Below are 19,805 nucleotides of genomic sequence, written 5' to 3' on the forward strand. Positions count from 1 at the left end.
CCCTGATTTCTTTTTTGTCGCAACTTTTATCCTTAAAGTAATAAATAAGCCAGAGGAGTCGTGATTATAATCGTTAATACCACACGTTCAATCCAAATCACAATTAATTTCGGAATACTTATTGGGATATCCGTAGATAAAATACATGGTATTAACGCTGAGAAAAACAAAATAGCTGAAACGGACAACGTACCAATCACAAATTTTGTAACCATAGCTGCTTCTGTAACCAGAAGGGCCGGGAGAAACATTTCCGCAATAGAGACGGCGGATGCCTTAGCTGCAAGCAATGGATCAGGAACCTGTATCATCCAAGTAAATGGATAAAAAATGTAACCCAAGATGTCAAACATAGGAGTGTATTCAGCAAGTACTAATCCAAGCAGCCCAACTGACAGAATGGATGGTAAAATAGCCATTGTCATAATCAATCCATCCTTCAAATTAAGCCAAATGTTTTTTAGAAGCGATGGAGAGCGTTCTGCTGCTTTCATAGCTTGAAACCAGGCAGCTTTTAGACGATTCTTTTCAATGATGTGCTCAGGACGGCCTTCCTGGTTATTGATATATTGGTCACTCACTTTACTTAACGGCCAAATCCTTACAGTGATAGCGGTTACAAGAAAGGTCACGAATAAGGTTACCCAGAAGTAAGTGTTCCAAATTTCCATTAAACCAAGTGTTTTTGCCACCACAATCATAAACGTTGCTGAAACGGTGGAAAACCCGGTTGCAATAATTGTCGCTTCCTTTATCGTGTATTTTCCTTCTTTGAAAACGCGGTTTGTAATTAATAAACCTATCGAATAACTGCCTACAAATGATGCGACAGCATCAATAGCAGACCGGCCAGGCGTTTTCCAAATCGGTCGCATTATAGGCTGCAAAACAACTCCAATAAATTCTAACAACCCATATCCGACCAATAAAGCAAGAAAAACAGAACCAATGGGTACCAGTAAACCAACTGGCATGACAAGATTTTCAAAAAGAAATGGACCCATACTCGGGTCGGACAGCCAATCAGGACCAAAACTAAAAACAAGCATGAAGGCGACGACAGCCCCAAAAATTTTAAAAATGGATAAAATCATATTAGCCAAATCTTTATTCCATGAATGATTAATAAAAGGATAAACCGCTCCAGAAATAATAATTAGTAATACATAGTATGGAACAAAAGCTGTAAATGTCGTTTGAATATAGGTAACGAAATGGTCGAGAGCAATAGAAGCAGTTCCATTTACATTAATTGGAATAAAAAAAGTAAAAATACCGATTAGACTAAAAATGATAAATTTTAATAAATGATTGCTCGTCCATTGCTGTTCTTGGTACTCAGCCGGGGACTCCTTTTGATGATTTTCCATATATATGCCTCCCCCTATAGAAATATTTTAATAGGAGAGGAACTTACTTGTCCCTCACCTTTTACAATAACCCGTCAAAAACGACAGCATGGTATGGACAGCACTTTTGACTGATTGTTCTGCAACGTCTTTTCTCGGGTCTAAACAAACAATATCCATAGCCTTTACTTTGATGTGTTCTCCGGCCATTTGAACAGCTTCAAATAATTCTTCTGAGTACATTCCTCCTGGTGTTGCTGCTGGAGCTGCCGGGCCATGTACGATATCTAATACATCCATATCTACAGTCAAATAGATGGTATCTACTTCATCTTCCAATTGACGTAAAGCATTGTTGATAGCATTAGAAATTCCCTTTTTTCTTGCCTGTTTCATCGTTGTATAATGAAGTCCAGCTTTGTCTGCGAAATCCTTAAGTTCCTTAGCGTTAAAAAAACCATGCAATCCAATATTATGAACGTGGTTTCCCTGAATGGCTTCACTTTCAATCAGGTTACGTATTGGTGTACCGTTCGCTGGGCCGATTAATTTAGGGTCTCTCAAATCAAAATGCGTATCTAACTGTAATATTCCAATTTTTTCATTTGGGTGGGCTTGCTTCCAGCCTTTGACCAGCATCGCTGTAATGGAATGATCGCCGCCCATTGAAATTGGCAATGTATGTGGATGGTAAGTTCGCATAGCGACCATAGCTTCTTGAATTTGTTGATGTGTATATTCAATATTGGTCACATGTTGTTTCACATTTCCAAGGTCGATAGCCTTTAACTGAGCCAAGTCAATGTCTTCATCCAAGTTATAAGTGCTAAATGCCTTCCACGCCTGCCTCATTGCTTCTGGGTTTTCACTAGCAGCAGAAGTACTGATCGATGATTTTGAAAGCGGGACTCCTAAAATGGTTACGTCATAATCATCCCAATTAAGTTTGGCTTCCTCTGCGGTTTCAATCCATTCATGAACTTTTATATCTTTGCTTTTATCGGTTTGACGAGACCAGATCATACTCGGTTTGTCTAACATTGGATAAGGATAGCTGCTCATTGCAACTGCCCGCCTTTTACTAACGGGATCCCTGCTTTTACGACCGTATCCACGTGATTCATTCCATATTTATACGATAATGTGAGATAGTTTGGCACATCAAAAATGGTGACATCCGCTTTTTTTCCAGGTTCAAGACTTCCGATTTCTGCTGCGCACCCAATTGCGTGAGCGGCATTAATAGTAGTCGCTGTCAATACTTCCTCTGGTGTCATACCCATTTTTAAGCAGCCTAAATTCATAATGAATGGAAGTGAAATCGTTGGAGAAGACCCCGGGTTCGCATCGGTCGATAAAGCCACTGCTACACCGGCATCAATCATTTTTCTTGCTTCGGCAAATTCAGCCATCAAGAAAAATGCTGTTCCGGGTAATAGCACACCAACTACTCCTGCTTCAGCCATTTTCTTTATTCCATTCTCTGAAGCTTTTAGTAAATGATCCGCAGATATAGCTCCAATCGATGCCGCTAACTCTGCTCCTTCATATGGTTCAATTTCGTCTGCGTGAATTTTTGGTATCAGCCCGTATTCTTTTCCAGCTTCTAAGACTTTTCTCGACTGTTCCGGAGTAAATACGCCTCTTTCACAAAAGACATCATTGAATACAGCCAGCTTTTTATCAGCTACTTCCGGAAGCATCTCTTGAATCACACGATCAACAAATTTATCAGGGTCGTCTTTTTCATCCATTGGAATAGCATGAGCACCCATAAAGGTCGAAACAAGGTCAACCGGATGGTCATTATTTAGCTGTTCAGCCACTTCGAGCTGTTTCAGCTCGTGTTCAAGCGTTAATCCGTATCCACTCTTTGCTTCCACTGTAGTTACACCATGCAGAAGAAATTGATTCAACCTTTTTTTTGATTCATCGTACAACTGCTCATAGCTAGCTTGCTGAGTTGCTCGAGTAGTGGCATGAATACCGCCGCCCGACTGCATGATATCCATGTACGTTCGTCCTTTTAGACGCATGGCGTATTCATTTTCTCTCGTTCCGGCGTGAACAAGGTGGGTATGGGGATCAACAAGTCCTGGAGCAACCACCTTTCCCGTCGCATCTATTTGTTCAGCAGACTGAAAATGCTCTTGGTATTTTTCACGGATTTCCTTATCAGGACCCGCTTCGACAATGTTACCGTCTTCAATAAAGAGGCTTCCATTTTCAATCAAGTTTAATTGAGACATAGCCTCTTTTGCAGCTGGACCATCCGTGTTGCCAGCCATCGTAATCAATTGTGCAGCGTTTGTAATAAACATTTTTTGTGCCATGTATTTACCCCTCCTCTTTTATTTGCGAAGCATTGGTACTTGAATCCCTTTATTGTGAGCTGTCTTTTCGGCGAGTTTATATCCTGCATCCACATGACGAACTACACCCATTCCTGGATCTGTTGTTAACACTCGTTGAAGGCGCTTTTCTGCATCTTTCGTTCCATCTGCTACGATTACCATTCCAGCATGAAGGGAGTAACCCATACCAACACCTCCGCCATGGTGAACACTAACCCAGCTTGCCCCGCCAACACTATTAATAAGTGCATTAAGAATTGGCCAATCACTAACCGCATCACTGCCATCTTTCATGGATTCTGTTTCCCGGTTCGGGGATGCAACAGATCCTGAATCAAGATGATCACGTCCAATGACAATCGGCGCCTTTAATTCTTCGCGTGCGACCATATCGTTAATTATTTTTCCAAACTTGGCCCGTTCTCCATAACCAAGCCAGCAAATGCGGGAAGGAAGTCCTTGAAAACTAATTTTTTCTTGAGCCATACGTATCCAGTTGCATAAATGTTCATTGTCACTAAATTCTCTTAAGATAACTTCATCCGTTTTATAAATATCTTCTGGATCTCCTGATAACGCTACCCAGCGAAATGGACCTTTTCCTTCGCAAAACTGCGGCCTAATATAAGCTGGCACAAACCCAGGAAAATTAAAAGCATTCTCAACGCCTTCATCTTTAGCAACCTGGCGTATGTTATTTCCGTAATCAAATGTAACGGCTCCTTGTTTTTGCAAATCAAGCATGGCCTGTACATGAGATGCAATTGTTTGTTTGGAAAGCTTTATATAGCGATCTGGATCGTTTGCACGAAGTTCAATAGCTGATTGCAAATCCATGTCCGCGGGAACATAGCCAGTGAGCGGATCATGCGAGGACGTTTGGTCCGTTAATACATCGGGTATAAAACCCAATTCATTCATTTTTGGCAAAATTTCTGCTGCATTTCCCAATAAACCAATAGAAAGAGCCTTTTTATTCTCTTTTGCTTCTTTCGCTAAACGTACCGCTTCTTCTAAGCTATCTGTCGAAACGTCTAGATATTTCGTTTCAATACGACGGTCGATTCGGTGTTGATCAATTTCAATGGCAATACATACTCCGCCATTCATTGTTACAGCCAATGGTTGAGCTCCACCCATGCCGCCCAGTCCTGCAGTTACCGTAATTGTTCCTTTCATGTCTGAGCCAAAATGCTGTTTGGCACACTCGGCAAACGTTTCATAGGTTCCTTGTACAATCCCCTGACTTCCAATGTAAATCCAGCTTCCTGCCGTCATTTGTCCGTACATCATCAAACCGTTCTGATCAAGCTCATGAAAATGCTCCCAGTTTGCCCAAGCCGGTACAAGATTAGAATTTGCAATCAACACCTTAGGGGCATCTTTATGGGAAGGAAAGACTGCAACTGGCTTTCCGGATTGAACCAGTAATGTTTCGTCATCTTCAAGTGTTTTCAGCGTGTCGACAATCGCCTCGTAACATTCCCAATTACGAGCAGCTTTCCCAATCCCCCCGTATACGACGAGATCTTCTGGATTTTCCGCCACGTCTGGGTGAAGATTATTGTTTAACATCCGCAAAGCTGCCTCCTGCAGCCAGCCTTTTGTATTCAAATCTGATCCTGTATATTGTTTCACTTGCTTGTATTTTGTATCTGTCATTTCATTCATCCTTTCTTCGTTTTTGGATTAATTAAATGGTATCAACGGATACAACGAAAAAATAGATGATTAACTTTCGATTTTCTATAAAAATATGCAATATCTATAAAAAAATATTCGAAAACGCTTTTATTTTATAGAACAAAATTTAGAAAAGATAAATTCATATGAAATTAGGTTAGTCAATTATCAAGTTGAAGTAAGAAAAGCGCAAGCGCCTTGTTCACGAGCCAAGTTCTGAAGGGGCGGCATATGGAAAGCTGATCTTTGCTTTTCATTGACGAATCGAAGGAATCTCGAGTGAGTAGGCGCTGGAGCTAGACATGTAATACGCCAACTATTTATAATTTCTTACCTTTATAAAAAAACGAGCGAAATATATCGCTCATATTTATGTTGTTTAATTGTTAAGTACCCAAACTTTTTATATTTGCGTTTTTCCTGCGGTTCCAGGATATGTCATTTCATAAGGATTTAGTATAAAATTTAATTCGGAGTTTGTTAGCACGTTAAACTGTAAGCATAATTCACGAACTGTTTTCCTGTTAAAATAGCTTCACGTGGGATACGTGAGCCTAAAAATTACCCCGTAACACCTTAAAATTGTGTCACGGGGGTTCTTTTGTCCCATTTTCACTTTTTAACTAATGGAAACGCCTATATTCTCTCGGTGTTTGTCCAGTATGCTCTTTAAACACACGACTGAAATAATTTGGGTTGTTGAAGCCTATAGAGCGGGCTATGTTTTGAACACTTTCATCCGAGGAAAGGAGTTCTTTTGCTTTTTGAATACGCATGGATAACAGAAGATCACGGAAAGAGCGATTATATTTTTTTGAAAGTAAATGGCTAAGGTAGGAAGGACTCCGACCTACATGTGCAGCCACTGTCTTTAAATCCAACTTGGAATCAGCAAAATTTTTTTCCATATACGAAACCGCTGCTTCTACCGCATCTCCCTTCACTTTAGAAGGCTGCTCCTCCATTGTCTGGACAAGATAGTTTGAAAAAAGAATGATGTCCTGAACAATACGGTAGAGCACAGGGCTATATAAAATTTTATCAAACACATTCTTGTAATATTCTTCTCGATCTTTACTATTCATTCCATTTCGATCCATAAACCGCCGAATTTGGGCAAGAATACTTGTTAAACGTGTTCGCAGCAATCCAGGCTCAGGGTATGGCGGTACCAAATCAAAAAACTCTTCATACATCCACTTTTTAATATCATTTCCTCTCGCTTCTTCTAACATATAAACCCACTTTCTTTGATCTTCCATTGTTAAAAAAGGGTCCATATCTTTCCAAGGATGAAAGCGTTCTGTCTCAAATACCTGTTGATACCCAGTAAAAAAAGTCGTTTCCATTACTTTGCGCAGCTTTAAATAGATTTGGTGAAGCGATTCTTCACCACTTTGCGAATGCACAACAATAGCTAACGGACTTCCTGCTTTTAGCTCCCATTCCCGCAAAAAGCGCTGAGCCTGTGTGAATGTCTCTGTAAACTCGTGATGAAATACAAGTACAATTCGATCACTTGTCGAGAAAACCGATGGTTCAAAGTAAAAATCAAATTGTTCTATAAATTTTCGTAAATAGGTTAAATCGTTTACATACTCCGTTTTTAATAAATAAACAGGGTAGGGATAAGGATTGCGATCTTCAATAAACAATGATTCATAGTCCAACGCTGGCCTTGTTAATTCGGGATGTACCTCTTTAGAGTAATAAGAAAGATTTCTTATAGCTTGCTGTAAGGAATGTTTAACACTAGGCGGAGCAAGCGGCTTTACCCACAGATCTATTGCTTGAAGTTCCATTGCCTGCATGGCTCGCTCAAAAGTGGGCTCTGCAGTAAGTGCAATAACCTGCTTTGTATATCTGCGTATGTAAAATTTAAATATCTCCCATTTGTCTTCAGCAATCATATCTAATTCTATACATGCAATGTCGGGCAAAGAGTTCTCCAGATCATCTAACAAATCCGATAAATGATAGGCTGTTCGAATAGTTGAAATGGGTAAAGAATATTTGGAAATAAACCATTGAATTCCTAGAACTTCTTGCTTATCACGGTCAGAAATTAATAACTTATATATTTTCCCCACCTCCATGTGAGAATTATTAAGTTAACTGGTGCAGAGGAATAGTTGAACGAGGAGGGTTCTAACAGATAAAAGATGAAGTCTAAATGAGGTTTTACATTTATAATTTAGCCATTATAAACGATTCCCGACAAGTAATACAAATAATTATAAAAACACTGAAGGGATGTTTGAAGATATTTAAATGATTCTATAATGAGTATGAAGAGATGGGACAATAATAAAAGAAGAGATTTGGTGAATAGAATACCTAAGTACTCTACATTGGATAAGGTCTCTTGATTTGAACATATGCTGACGAGGTTAGATGTTAATAAAAGGGTAACTTGCAAGGAAAAATAGACCTTGTCCTTATGCAATTAAAGGAAACTTGGCTAGCGCCAAATTTCAGGTGAAGTCGATTACTTAGTTGACTTATACTGATTTCCTCAACATTTTGACGGCGTCGATGATTCATCCATGTCCATGCTAAATTTTATATTTCCTATCAGTGTAATAAGAAAAGCGCAAGCCTCTTGCTTACGAGCGACAAGTCCTGGAGGGGCGGCATATGGAAAGCTGATCTTTGCTTTCCATTGACGAACCGAAGGAATCTCGAGCGAGTAGGCGCTAAAGCTAGACATGTAAAACGCCAACTATTTATAATTTCTTACCTTTACAAAAAGACGTATACAGGCATAAAGGTGATATACACCATTTATGCCTGTCCGTTTTTATGAGTGGTTCTGCTGATCATTTACTTCATCTTTGATTTCTTCACGCATACCTTCTATCGCTCTTTCACGACGTTGGTTTTTCTCTTCAATTTGTTGTTTATCTTCTTGACTCAGCTCTTCAGCGTGAGCTTTTTCAAAATCTCTCGCCTCATTCATATTTTGCAGCGTATGCCCGATATTATTTTCAATTCTTTCTGCGTTGTTAGAACGATCATCTGGTTTAGGCTTTTCCAAATTTATTCCCTCCTTTTCTTTTGAGGTTTAGTATGCCTCAGAAAAAGGAAGGATATGAAAAGATAAATGTGAAAAGTTTGTTAATATTCATCCGCAATTGATAAAACCTTTTAAATGCCATAGGAAAATCATATTTTCCTGATTTTCACACGCACTTTTTTCATTCTTTCAATTGAATACCCTTTCCTTTATGTTTTTAAACTAGGCTTTTTTAAGGAGTGATTTTGTGGATACCTGGCTGACCATGGATACGTGGCTTGGTGACATTGTAGAGGTAAGTAATAAAATCTTATGGACGTACATTCTTGTTGGATTGTTATTGTTTTTAGGTGTATTTTTTACAGTAAAAACACGTTTTGTTCAATTCAGAATGTTAAAAGAAATGGTTATGCTTTTGATTCAAGGAACGGACCGCACCGATTTCAAAAAAAAGAAAGGCACTACCCCATTTCAAGCTTTTACAATTAGTACAGCAGCCCGTGTAGGAACAGGAAATTTAGCGGGAGTAGCGTTAGCTATTACGGCTGGAGGACCCGGGGCCGTTTTTTGGATGTGGATGATTGCCCTAGCAGGCGCAGCTACTGGCTTTGTGGAAAGCACTCTCGCTCAAATGTATAAAGTAAAAGATAAAGACGGCTTCCGCGGCGGACCGGCTTACTATATGGAAAAAGCACTAGGCATGCGCTGGATGGGGGTACTATTTGCCATCCTTATTACGTTATGCTTTGGTTTAATATTTAACGCCGTACAAACCAATACTATTTCTCAAGCCTTTACGGGCGCTTATGATATTAGTTCTTTTTGGGTTGGAATGACTATTGCTGTTTTAATTGGTATCGTTATTTTCGGTGGTATACGCCGTATTGCGGTAGTATCCGAATTCGTTGTTCCGTTTTTTGCTATTATTTATGTCATTGTTTCAATAGTAGTCATGTTTTTTAATATCGGAACTTTACCTGAAGTCTTTTCTCTCATTGTTAGTAATGCTTTTGGATTACAAGAAATTGCTGGAGGCGGCTTAGGGGCAGCCATTATGAGTGGTGTTCAGCGTGGATTGTTTTCTAACGAAGCCGGTATGGGTAGTGCACCAAATGCCGCTGCTACTGCTCATGTTAGTCATCCCGTAAAACAAGGCCTGGTTCAGACACTCGGTGTATTTACAGATACGTTAATTATTTGCAGCTCGACTGCGTTTCTTATTATTTTAGCCGGCGTCCATACTTCAAGTGAATCAGATGGAATACAATTGACACAGCTTGCCTTAGACACTCATTTAGGAGGCTGGGCACAAATTTTCGTTACGATCGCTATTTTCTTCTTTGCCTTTAGTTCCCTGCTTGGAAATTATTATTACGGGGAAGCTAATATTGAATTTATCTCTGAACATCCTGCCTATGTTCAAGCTTTTCGGGTTGCTTTTTTAATTATGGTAATGGTAGGAGCGATGAGTGAATTAGAAATCATATGGGCCCTTGCTGATGTATTCATGGGGTCAATGGCATTAGTAAACCTGATAGCTGCAGCCTTGCTCACCAAGATTGCCGTCTCTGCCCTTGAAGATTATCAACAACAGCGTAAGTTAGGGAAAGATCCTGTTTTTTACAGGGACAGCATTCCAGGTTTAAATAATCTTGAAGCTTGGGATAAAAAACCTAAACGTTCAGAGCAGGAATAAGCGATTTTAACATGCAGAAGGGAAACCATTTGCGGCTTCCCTTCTCTTTTATTACGGCTTTAATACCACTTTTATATTGCCGTCTTCTTTTTTGTCAAAAATGCGGTATGCTTCATCTGCCTCTGCCAGCGGCATTTTATGAGTAATGATATCTGTCGGATCGAATTCTTTATTTTCGATCATCTCATACAACTTAGGCATTAAGTGAATAACAGGAGCTTGCCCCATTTTTAAAGAAACATTTCTTGTAAAAAAATCTCCAAGAGGAAAGTTGTTCGCTTCCGTTCCGTATACACCTGTTAATTGTACGGTTCCAAATTTCCCAACAGCCTGCGAGGCAGTGATAATTGGACTGATCGTACCAAATTGATTGTCTCCTTTAGAACCGTGCTCTTTACTCGGAGGGACAGTTCCATCCATGCCGACACAGTCAATGACAACATCTGCTCCTCCTTTCGTATTTTCATGCAAAAGAGACCCTATTTCGTCATGTTCACCAAAATTGTACGTTTCCACGTTATTGGTTCGCTTGGCATGCTCAAGCCTGTGAGGTACTTGATCTACAGCGATAACTCTATCTGCTCCTTTCATCCATGCAAACTTTTGAGTCATTAATCCAATCGGTCCGCATCCGAGCACAACCACCGTGTCACCCTTTTTTACCCCGCTGTGTTCTACGCTCCAATAAGAAGTCGGAACCACATCAGACAAGAATAATAGACTTTCATCTTCTAGTTCACTGCTTTTTGGAACAACAAATGAGGTGAATTCAGCATAAGGTACTCGTAAATATTCTGCTTGTCCACCCGGATAGTCACCCATCTGTTTGGAATATCCGAACAAACCGCCGTTATCAGCATGAGGATTGGAGTTATCGCATTGACTTTCCATTTGGTTTTGGCAGTAATGACACTCCCCACAGCTAATATTAAAAGGAATAACAACACGGTCGCCTTTCTTAATATTTTTGACCTCAGGACCAGTCTCTTCTACAATGCCCATTGGTTCATGCCCCACTACATAATCTTCTGGTAAAGGTATGCCGCCTTTGTATAAATGTAAATCAGATCCGCAAATGCCACTAGCCGTAATCCGCACTATCATATCCTCTTTTTCTTGAATAGAAGGGTTTTCTACTTGCTTTACCTTCATGTTGTCTTTACTTTGAAAAGTTACTGCTTTCATGGACTTTACACGCCCCTTTCTACTCTTTTTATGAAGGGCATTACCTTTTATTTATTAACCTTAAACATAGACAACTGCCATTTTTCTAAAAATCGAGATAAAACATAACCTTACCCTTAAAAATAATGTTATTTTTTGCTCAATTTATATAAAAGTTTCAGAATATCTAGTCTATAAATCTATCACATGGTATCCTATGCACAGGTGAAAAAAATGGAGAATATTGCCTACATTTTTCAACGAAATAGAAAGAGAGGAGGATTTTGTCATTTTGAGGAAAAAAATTTCATATTCAATTTTAGCTGCCGCAGTTTCTGTTTCCTTTTTAACTACAGCAAACATAGATCACGCTGAAGCCTTTAATGATGTGGGAGCAGACTACTGGGCTAAAGAAGAAATTTCTTATCTAGCTGAAGAAAGTATAGTAGATGGACGTGAGTCAGGGGATTTTGGTCCAGAAGAAGAAGTTGCTCGTGCTCAAGCAGCTAAAATGATGTCCAATGCTTTGAGCTCAGGTACCATCCGCACTCCAGCTTCGCCCACCTTTTCAGATGTAAACACAGAATTTTGGGCTTTTAAACATATTGAACAGGCTGCAGAATTAGAGGTTTTCACTGGAAAAAAAGATGGTCGTTTTGATCCGAATGGAAATATTGAACGTGCCCAAGTAGCAGCAATAATAGGAAGAGCCTTTTTCGGAGAAGAAGCAGAGAACAACGACAGTGAAGTACAGTTTGAAGATATTTCGGCTGAGTTTTGGGCAAAAGGCTACATAGCCACATTAGCTGAAAATGGAATAATTGAAGATGAAAATAACTTCAGACCAAATGAAAATGCTACAAGGGCAGAAGTTTCAGCCTATTTGGCTAGAGCAATGGAAAAAAATCTTGGTGAGGAAGAAGAACACGTAGAAGAACCACCTTCAAAAGAAGAACTACAAGAAGATAATATTCTTTTTGAAGGAGAAGTGAATGCTGAGGACACGTTGAACGCACGAAGCGGTCCAGGAATGGACTATAAAACGGTTACTGAGTTTGAAGATGGCACAAAGATTGATATTTATGAAAATAACGACGAATGGCTTAAAACAGAACACAATGGTGAATGGTTATATGTTTATCATAGCTACATAGAAAAAGCCGATGACGTAAAGTCAGAAGAGCCAGAGGAAACCGATGAACAAGAAGAAACAGATCAATCAGAGGAGTCAACAGACCAGTCTTCCTCGTCGCACGATAATCAAATTATAGCTGAAGCGAAAGCAATGGTGTCTGACTTAAATGTCAGATTAGAGGCTGATGAAGAAAGTGACAAAATTGGAAAACTTGATGAAGGCGATATCATAGATGTTTACGAACATGTTGACGAGGATTGGGCGTTAGTTGATTATAATGGGGAACAAGGATATGTTCACCGTTATTACCTTCAAGAAAAAGTACCAGGAGAAAGCGCCCTTACTGATAAAACCATCGTCATTGACGCTGGACACGGAGACCATGACAATGGTGCTTCTGCAAATGGACTTGTCGAAAAGGAAGTTGTTTTAGATGTAGCACTTGAAGTGGAAGAAAGATTAGAAAAAGCTGATGTTAATGTTGTTATGACCCGAAGCGATGATACATTTTTAGAGCTTAGTGAAAGAGTAGAAATAGCGGAAGAGACTGATGCTGACTCATTTGTAAGCATTCATGCCAACGCAGCCAGCCCAGCGGCTGAAGGAGCTGAAACATTTTATAATAACGATTCTAAAGCAGCAGAAAGCAAGGCATTGGCTGAATCTATTCAAGATGAACTAGTGTCGCAAACCGAGATGAGTGATAGACGAGTAGCCGAAGCTGGATTTTATGTCATTAAAAACACGACGATGCCAAGTACGTTGATCGAACTAGGTTTTCTTACTAACACGCAAGATACAGAACGGATGAAACAGCCAAACTATGAAGAAAAAGCAGCAGATGCTGTCTACGACGGTATTGTCAATTACTATGATTGGTAAAATGTAAGAAAAGCGCAAGCGCCTTAAAAGAAGGAAGTTCGGCTACGAGCGTCACGTCCTGTGACAACGCCGAACTGACTCCCATCCTGGGAGCCCGCGACAGGTTCTGGAGCTTTCGCGCAGGGTCGTCTGCGGCCCGGAGTCGAAAGGGAAGATATAAGACGTTCAGCTCATTTTAATGAACTTCTCCTAAGATCGCACACGTCGACGCATAGGATGTGCTAATGTCGCCAATGCCACAGGACGTGGCGTTTTTGGCGACGAGTGTGCAACGTTGAAGTCACCACATCGTGTGGATGTACGTCCTGTGACAACGCTGAACTGGCTTGCGCAGGAGGTGTTGACTTTTGCGTTGCGACAGGACGTTCGCGGTTTTAGCAAAAGTTCCTCTTTGCCTGAGCGGCTGGGCACTGAAGCTAGACATCAAAAACGCCAACTATTATAATTTCTTACCTTTTAAAAAATTGGCGAATGCTGCAGTTTTACTTTGATCAACATTTTAAATGCAAAAGTATAAAGTATAACGTAAGCATGCCTCTTGTGAAATATTCAGAGGCATGCTTTTTTGTTTGGAAAAAATTTGAAAAGTACTCTTTTAATTGAAGGTAAGAAAATACGTCAACAAAAGTGCTAAAATAAGTGTCATTAAAATACTTGTAAAAATAATTGCAATGTTGGATGCTCGATATTTCCCGGTGTTTATCGTTTTTCTGTTTTTTAAATAAATATAAGTAGAAACAGTAATAATAACCATCCCAATAAGAAAGGCAATGATACTAATTAAAATTGCCATAAATTCCTCGTAGTAGTTGCTTAAAGGAGTTGTAAAATGAAGACTTGTGGCAAAAAAACCTACCCCCATAATCGCAATCGATGTTCGAATCCAAGCTAAATATGTTCTTTCATTGGCAAGGTGCTGTTGTATGTAAAGAGAATCTACTGTTTGTTTATCTTTTTCAGTCATTTCCATCACACCCTTCCAATTAGGAGAAGAAAATTAAATTTAAACCAGCTAAGGCGACAATAAAACTGGCAATCCTTTTTATATGAACTTGTGATAAACGATCAAACCAATGCATTCCTAAACGAGTTCCGGCAAGAACACTCACAAATCCTACGAGAAAATATAACAGAAACTCACTGCTAAAGTCACCGCTTACCCCATGCATCACCACGGTAACGATACTAGTAACAACAAACGTTGCCTGTAAGTTAGCAGAATACGCGTATTTGTCTCTACAGGCCACCATAAAATAAAAAACAAAAAATGGACCTCCTACCACGAATACTCCGCCGATCAACCCTCCTACAAACCCTAATATAATAGGAAAGATAACATTATCTTTCTCGACTGTCTCATCTTTTTGTTTTTGCATTAGTATGTATATCACCATTCCAATTAAAACGAAACCTAGTACTTTTTTTAAAATATCCATTTCTCCAAAATGATGAAGAATAAAAAAAGCACCTACCCGCCCTAGAGAGGCAGCGCTTAATAGAAAAAAAAGCTTACGATAATGAATATGCTTATATACCTTAATAAAAATACTTAGTGACGTTACTAACGCTAAAGATACAACTAGCAGTGTGCTGTCTTTCAAGGTGAACAAGAATGGAAGAAAACTCATAGCAAATAGTCCAAAACCAAAACCGCTTGCCCCTTGAAGAAAACTGCCAAGGAATAATACAATAAACACGATAAACATTTCAAAAACCATTATGGCATAGAACCTTTCTTCCGTTTAATTAATGCAGTAGCAATAATTCACATGAAATGATTCAGATCTAAACAAATGGCGGAAATCAATATAGAACCTTGGTATTTTTCAAGGTTCTTATTCATTTCCGCCAAATCCCTCCTTAGAAGATGTCAACAACGATGGCTACAGCGATTAAGAGCTGTAACAACAGCTGAATGTTTGCTGCTAGCTGAGTGTCTACTTTTTCTATAGTTACTTCTCGACTATTTTCTACTAAAATGTTCTGATACGTCAATTGTTTTATTTTAGCTGTTTGAATGAGCTCTTGTGTAAACCGATCTGCTTTTTCAGAATCCCCAATCGTAATCGTTACCAATATTAAAATAACAGCCTGCAAACCAGCCTGGAGGCTTAATGCCGCCTTTAATTCAGTCATTTCTACTGTGACGTCACATGAATCGATAATTTTAATATATTCTTCGGATAGTTGTAACGTTTTGTTACTTTGCTCTCCTGACTGTGTTCTTCTCCTTCTTCTAGTCGAATTACAATCCTCATGGTTTACCGAAGGATCTAAAGCATCCCAGCGTCTTTCTGAGCTTCTTTTTGCCATTTTTTAGGTCCCTCCCTTCTTTTGTATTCTATGCATAGAAGACTATCAAGAATAGACACTCTTCCTATTGGATTCGTTTAATTTTATTTTCCCGTGGCTTCATTATTTTCGATTTGTGTTGTTGTATATTGCTTCTTTAAAAAATTGTCTACATTTTCTTCAATCTCTTTAATCACTTCTCTTAACTGTTCTTTTTCCTCGTCTGACAAATCAACCGACTTATAATCAATACCATGTTTTTTGAGCAGTCTTCGTACTAACATCTGTGTTAATTTAGGGTTTTGCTTCATCATCTCACCCTCCTTATTGTCATTTCTATAAATTATATGGAAATGAAAGGAACCTAGTGTGGTGAAACGACTACTATTACTAGGCAAAATAGAAAATTGGTATAAACGTTTATTAACTGTATACGCCGATATCATTAATTTCTGCTTTTACATGAGGTTGAATATCAATGTTTGGATAAACCTCCTGCCAATCCAAACCGCTCCACTCCTTATAAGAAATGCTATTTCTAACTTTTTTTCCTAGCCCAAGGCTATCTACCTGTTTAGCTTGTAATGTTTCAATTACCTCTTTTGCTCTTTTTTCCACTGATTTCGCTAATTGTTTCTCAAGAGTTTTCAAATCCTTATTTTTCGTTATATCTAGAGGTCCATTATACTCTAAGAGTGCTCCTTTAATATGAATTTCCACATCTATCTTCATATCATCATTGGGGCCATTTGCCGTTACTACTACCTTCCGTTTATTTCGAATGGAATCAAATAATAATTGCGCACTCTCTTTCTTTTCTTTTTCTTCTAGGGTTAAGTGCACCGAACCTGCACTAAAACTTCCATGTAGAAAGAAAAATATTCTTGCGTCAACCGGATCTATTTTGTCTACATACTTATCATCATTAAATAGCGCAATGCCGTCTAAGGCTATTTTGTCGTCACCCATTTTAATAATCGGTGCTATAGGGTCGATTCCATCTTCAAACAGGTCTCTTGTAAATTGATGAAGCCTCGTTTCTGGCGTCATGTGCAGCTTCGATTCTTTTTCAATAAGAGCATCTAAGTATACGCTAACTTGGGGGTGCTGGGTATACGGTTCACTTAATAATTTGTATGCCTGGCCATTTACGATACTTACTTTAACCCTCGTTCCGAATATGGGATCACGGTTCATTGTTTTAATTTGTTCAGCTATACCGTTTTCTGCAGCTTCTTTTCCGAAAAGAACATTTCGCAGCTGGCCATTTTCAATTTCTCGGTTCGATTGCCGGGATAAACTTAACATCGCTTCTTTATCACTGTCCGAAACAGTAGTTAAAAACTCTCGTTCATTTTCAGCATCTGGTTCAATTTGCGGAACAATCGCAGATACTAAAAATTTATCCTCCTCTTCTTCTTTCATTTGATCCAAACCGAGTACTTGAACGAAACCAACGTCTTCAACAATATGCTGATCACTACATCCCATCATTAGTCCCATTATGAGAAAACTTAAATATTTCCTCATACCAGCACCTTCCTTTTTCTCCACAATAATAAAAGAAGCAATATTGGAAGGAAAAAGGCTATTGCCATTTCAGCCTTACCTGTAAAGGATATCACTTTCTCCATTTCCTGCCTGGTATTAAATGGTGCGGTCAAAAGAATAGACATAACGATTATACTAATATGCAAGTAAGAGGGCTTGTTCACTTTAATAATTTGCTGAATTGCTTCACTGCTCATCCAAAAAAAGAAAGTGACCGTTACTAATGCTTTTACTAAAAACAAGCTGTACACTAAATTTTCTACTCTAATTAAAAATGGAAATTCAATATAACTGAAAAAATGTAAGGTTGGATATAACACATGCTTTATTTGCTCAAAACTGTAAAAACCTAAACATAAGACAACGGTGTAAACATAAACAAATGTAGTTAAACCATTACCCCAATAAAAGGAACGGAACAAATGAGAATGTTTTGTAATGTAAGGGATTAAGAGAAGGCAAACTTCATATCCTAAAAAACCACTGTAAATATTTAACAATTCATTCCAATTCCAAGGATTATCCGCTTCCTTAAAGAAAAAAGTTGTCAGCCGTTCAAAGGAAAATTCAGGCCATACAAATACAGTTAATACAATGGTAATTCCCGCTAAAATAAAAAAAACGGAAGATACTCTAACCATTTTATAGACAGGGTGCAGCAGTAAAAGTAATGGAAGCAGCAAAAACATGCTTAATAAGTAATAAGATGGAGTTGTCGGGAAAGAAATGATTTGAATAATAAAAATGTATTGTTTAGCAATAACAACGGCAACAAGAGCCCAAACAATCGCTATCAATGCATATAGCGGATATTTAAAAAAAGTCGGCAAGCTCCGGTTTATAATGTCAAATACTGACTTTCCTTCTCCTTTTTTATAGACAAGCTGGATAAGAAATATATTGAACATCACCACACCGCCGAAAAGAAGAAGAAGAACCCATCCGTTTGTACCAATAATCTCTGCTACGTATCTTGGCATGCTGAATAAAATCACCGAAGATTGGAGCATATAGGTGAGAAAAATTAAATGAATCGGATGCAGTTTTTCTGTTTCATAGCTCTTCATACGTATCTTCTTCCTGACGTTTTATTATTTCTTTTGTTTCGAGTAAGTGCTTGTGTCGTCCTTTCGCTGTACTGCCAATACGGCAGACGAAGTACAGCACTCGCTAAATCTTTAGGGTGCAGCGGTACAAGCGGATTAAAATACGGTGTGGATATATTACTTAAAGTACTTAAATGAATAAGTAATAAAGTAATACCAAGAACGAGCCCGAAATTACCTAATACTCCGGCTAACAGAATGAATCCAAACCTGGCAATTCTTAAGGCAGCACTTAGCATGTAACTTGGCATAACGAAAGAAGAAATGGCTGATATCGCAACTGCAATAATTAATGTATTGCTTACTAACCCAGCCTGTACAGCAGCCTGCCCAATTACAATACCCCCAACAATACCAATAGTTTGACCTATTTTTGTAGGGAGTCTTGCCCCTGCTTCTCTTAATAATTCTATTGTCACTTCCATCATCAGCGCTTCAATTAAGGGCGAAAACGGCACCCGATTTCGCGACTCCGCCAAAGAAATCAACAGACTCTGTGGAATCATTTCATAATGAAAAGTTGTAACAGCAACATAAAAAGCAGTAAACGTCAGGGTGATAAAAAACGCAAGTAATCTCATTAACCTGGTAGCAGAACCAACCAGCCAGCGCTGGCTCATATCGTCTGGCGAATGAAAAAAATCAAAAAAATTCGTCGGAGAAATAAATGAAACCGGGCTGTTTTCTACAAATCCTGCAATCTTTCCTTGACTTAAATTGGATATTACAATATCAGGTCGTTCTGTAGTTAAAAATTGTGGAAAAAAAGAATATGGATGATCATCTATCAACTGCACAAACATAGGAGAATCAATAACTATATCTATTTCTACGTTTTTAATTTTGCCGACTAACTTTTGCAGCAAATCTTCATCGACTAACCCATCAATGTATAGCAAAGCAATTTCGCTGCGTGAAATCTCTCCAACCTCAAATAGCAAAACTTTTAATTTAGGCGTTTTTAACCTTCTTCGGACAAGGGAAAGATTAGTATAAAGCGATTCTATAAAAGCATCGTGATTACCGACAATGGTGGTTTCAGTTTCGGAAGGTCTAATAGAACGAACTTCAGGCCCGTACATATCGGTAACCCATGCTCTACCATTTCTATAAAATACCGCCACATACCCTTCCATAATTTTTTCAACGAGATTTTCACTTGTTTCAATATGTTCATATTGAGCATTTTTTAAGTAGGTCGTTACTTGCTCTGTAGATACTAATTCCAACCGTGCTAATATTTCTCGTTCTAACGCCTCTTCGTCAATTAAATGTTCAAAATATAAAAATTGAAGGTCCTTATTCATTAAACTGTATTGTTTTAGATCAGCACAATTATCTAACGTTTGAAGAGCTGATTGAAACAAGGTGTTTGACCATTTATTTCTACTGCGTGCGGATTTAGGAGATCGCTTTATTTGTTTTATTCTTCTCACAGTAAAGACCTCCCCGGTTTCTTCCAATAGTTTGCTGTAGAAGAATAATTTTATACGTTTTACGTTAGAAAATTTGGCATTACGATAAGATTTCGTGATTAAAAAGGGATAAGTTTTAATAAGAAGACAATTTGTAGAGGT

General features: G+C 38.6%; 17 protein-coding genes and 1 pseudogene. 2 read left to right on the forward strand and 16 right to left on the reverse strand.

The annotated features are described in order from the left end of the window. Positions 1–32: 32 nt before the first annotated feature. From FZF09_RS14995 to tlp, 8 genes and pseudogenes are all read right to left on the reverse strand, one after another. Entirely contained in the window at positions 33–1,370 is a 1,338-nt protein-coding gene (locus FZF09_RS14995; RefSeq protein ID WP_158737413.1) for a YjiH family protein, read from the reverse strand. A 54-nt stretch (positions 1,371–1,424) separates the two neighbouring features. Further along, on the reverse strand, positions 1,425–2,411 hold the full coding sequence (locus FZF09_RS15000) for an agmatinase family protein (RefSeq protein ID WP_158737414.1): 987 nt from the start codon (positions 2,409–2,411) through the stop codon (positions 1,425–1,427). Further along, a complete protein-coding gene (gene hutI / locus FZF09_RS15005; RefSeq protein WP_158737415.1) occupies positions 2,408–3,682 on the reverse strand; it encodes an imidazolonepropionase in 1,275 nt (424 codons plus the stop codon). Before hutI ends, FZF09_RS15000 begins: the two co-directional genes overlap by 4 nt. Before the next feature lie 18 nt (positions 3,683–3,700). After that, the gene (hutU, locus tag FZF09_RS15010) at positions 3,701–5,365 is read right to left on the reverse strand and encodes a urocanate hydratase (RefSeq protein WP_158737416.1); all 1,665 of its coding nucleotides are present in this window, start codon (positions 5,363–5,365) and stop codon (positions 3,701–3,703) included. 424 nt (positions 5,366–5,789) lie between these two features. Beyond that, positions 5,790–5,938 (reverse strand): annotated as a pseudogene (aspA, locus tag FZF09_RS23380) (aspartate ammonia-lyase); the annotation flags it as partial. Positions 5,939–6,009: 71 nt separating this feature from the next. After that, entirely contained in the window at positions 6,010–7,326 is a 1,317-nt protein-coding gene (locus tag FZF09_RS15015; RefSeq protein ID WP_158737417.1) for a response regulator transcription factor, read from the reverse strand. A gap of 575 nt (positions 7,327–7,901) precedes the next feature. Beyond that, positions 7,902–8,096, reverse strand: a complete 195-nt coding sequence (locus FZF09_RS15020) for a hypothetical protein (RefSeq protein ID WP_158737418.1) — start codon at positions 8,094–8,096, stop codon at positions 7,902–7,904. A 90-nt stretch (positions 8,097–8,186) separates the two neighbouring features. After that, positions 8,187–8,423, reverse strand: coding sequence for a small acid-soluble spore protein Tlp (gene tlp / locus FZF09_RS15025; RefSeq protein ID WP_158737419.1), 237 nt, complete (start codon positions 8,421–8,423; stop codon positions 8,187–8,189). Positions 8,424–8,667: 244 nt separating this feature from the next. Between tlp and FZF09_RS15030 the strand changes: the two genes are divergently transcribed. Next, positions 8,668–10,098, forward strand: coding sequence for an alanine/glycine:cation symporter family protein (locus tag FZF09_RS15030; RefSeq protein ID WP_158737480.1), 1,431 nt, complete (start codon positions 8,668–8,670; stop codon positions 10,096–10,098). 51 nt (positions 10,099–10,149) lie between these two features. Here the strand turns inward: FZF09_RS15030 and FZF09_RS15035 are convergent, their stop codons facing one another. Continuing rightward, positions 10,150–11,283 carry a zinc-dependent alcohol dehydrogenase gene (locus tag FZF09_RS15035; protein ID WP_158737420.1) on the reverse strand — a complete coding sequence of 378 codons (1,134 nt, stop codon included), beginning with the start codon at positions 11,281–11,283 and terminating at the stop codon, positions 10,150–10,152. 271 nt (positions 11,284–11,554) lie between these two features. On the opposite strand from FZF09_RS15035, the gene FZF09_RS15040 reads away from it, so the two are divergent. Further along, positions 11,555–13,279, forward strand: a complete 1,725-nt coding sequence (locus FZF09_RS15040; RefSeq protein ID WP_158737421.1) for an N-acetylmuramoyl-L-alanine amidase — start codon at positions 11,555–11,557, stop codon at positions 13,277–13,279. Positions 13,280–13,874: 595 nt separating this feature from the next. On the opposite strand, the gene FZF09_RS15045 is transcribed toward FZF09_RS15040, so the two are convergent. The 7 genes from FZF09_RS15045 to FZF09_RS15075 form a co-directional block, all read right to left on the reverse strand. Further along, positions 13,875–14,243 carry a YidH family protein gene (locus FZF09_RS15045; protein ID WP_158737422.1) on the reverse strand — a complete coding sequence of 123 codons (369 nt, stop codon included), beginning with the start codon at positions 14,241–14,243 and terminating at the stop codon, positions 13,875–13,877. A gap of 19 nt (positions 14,244–14,262) precedes the next feature. Continuing rightward, positions 14,263–14,997, reverse strand: a complete 735-nt coding sequence (locus FZF09_RS15050) for a sulfite exporter TauE/SafE family protein (protein WP_158737423.1) — start codon at positions 14,995–14,997, stop codon at positions 14,263–14,265. Between the two features lie 142 nt (positions 14,998–15,139). Beyond that, positions 15,140–15,592, reverse strand: coding sequence for a spore coat protein (locus FZF09_RS15055; RefSeq protein ID WP_158737424.1), 453 nt, complete (start codon positions 15,590–15,592; stop codon positions 15,140–15,142). A gap of 83 nt (positions 15,593–15,675) precedes the next feature. Continuing rightward, positions 15,676–15,885: a thioredoxin domain-containing protein gene (locus tag FZF09_RS15060; RefSeq protein WP_158737425.1), complete on the reverse strand. Its 210-nt coding sequence runs from the start codon at positions 15,883–15,885 to the stop codon at positions 15,676–15,678. Between the two features lie 109 nt (positions 15,886–15,994). After that, positions 15,995–17,101: a Ger(x)C family spore germination protein gene (locus tag FZF09_RS15065; protein WP_158737426.1), complete on the reverse strand. Its 1,107-nt coding sequence runs from the start codon at positions 17,099–17,101 to the stop codon at positions 15,995–15,997. After that, the gene (locus FZF09_RS15070) at positions 17,098–18,189 is read right to left on the reverse strand and encodes a GerAB/ArcD/ProY family transporter (protein ID WP_158737427.1); all 1,092 of its coding nucleotides are present in this window, start codon (positions 18,187–18,189) and stop codon (positions 17,098–17,100) included. Before FZF09_RS15070 ends, FZF09_RS15065 begins: the two co-directional genes overlap by 4 nt. After that, positions 18,186–19,664, reverse strand: a complete 1,479-nt coding sequence (locus FZF09_RS15075) for a spore germination protein (RefSeq protein ID WP_158737428.1) — start codon at positions 19,662–19,664, stop codon at positions 18,186–18,188. The genes FZF09_RS15070 and FZF09_RS15075 overlap by 4 nt, the downstream gene beginning before the upstream one ends. Positions 19,665–19,805 lie beyond the last annotated feature (141 nt).

This window comes from Alteribacillus sp. YIM 98480 (assembly GCF_009765375.1).
GTDB lineage: Bacteria > Bacillota > Bacilli > Bacillales > Marinococcaceae > Alteribacillus.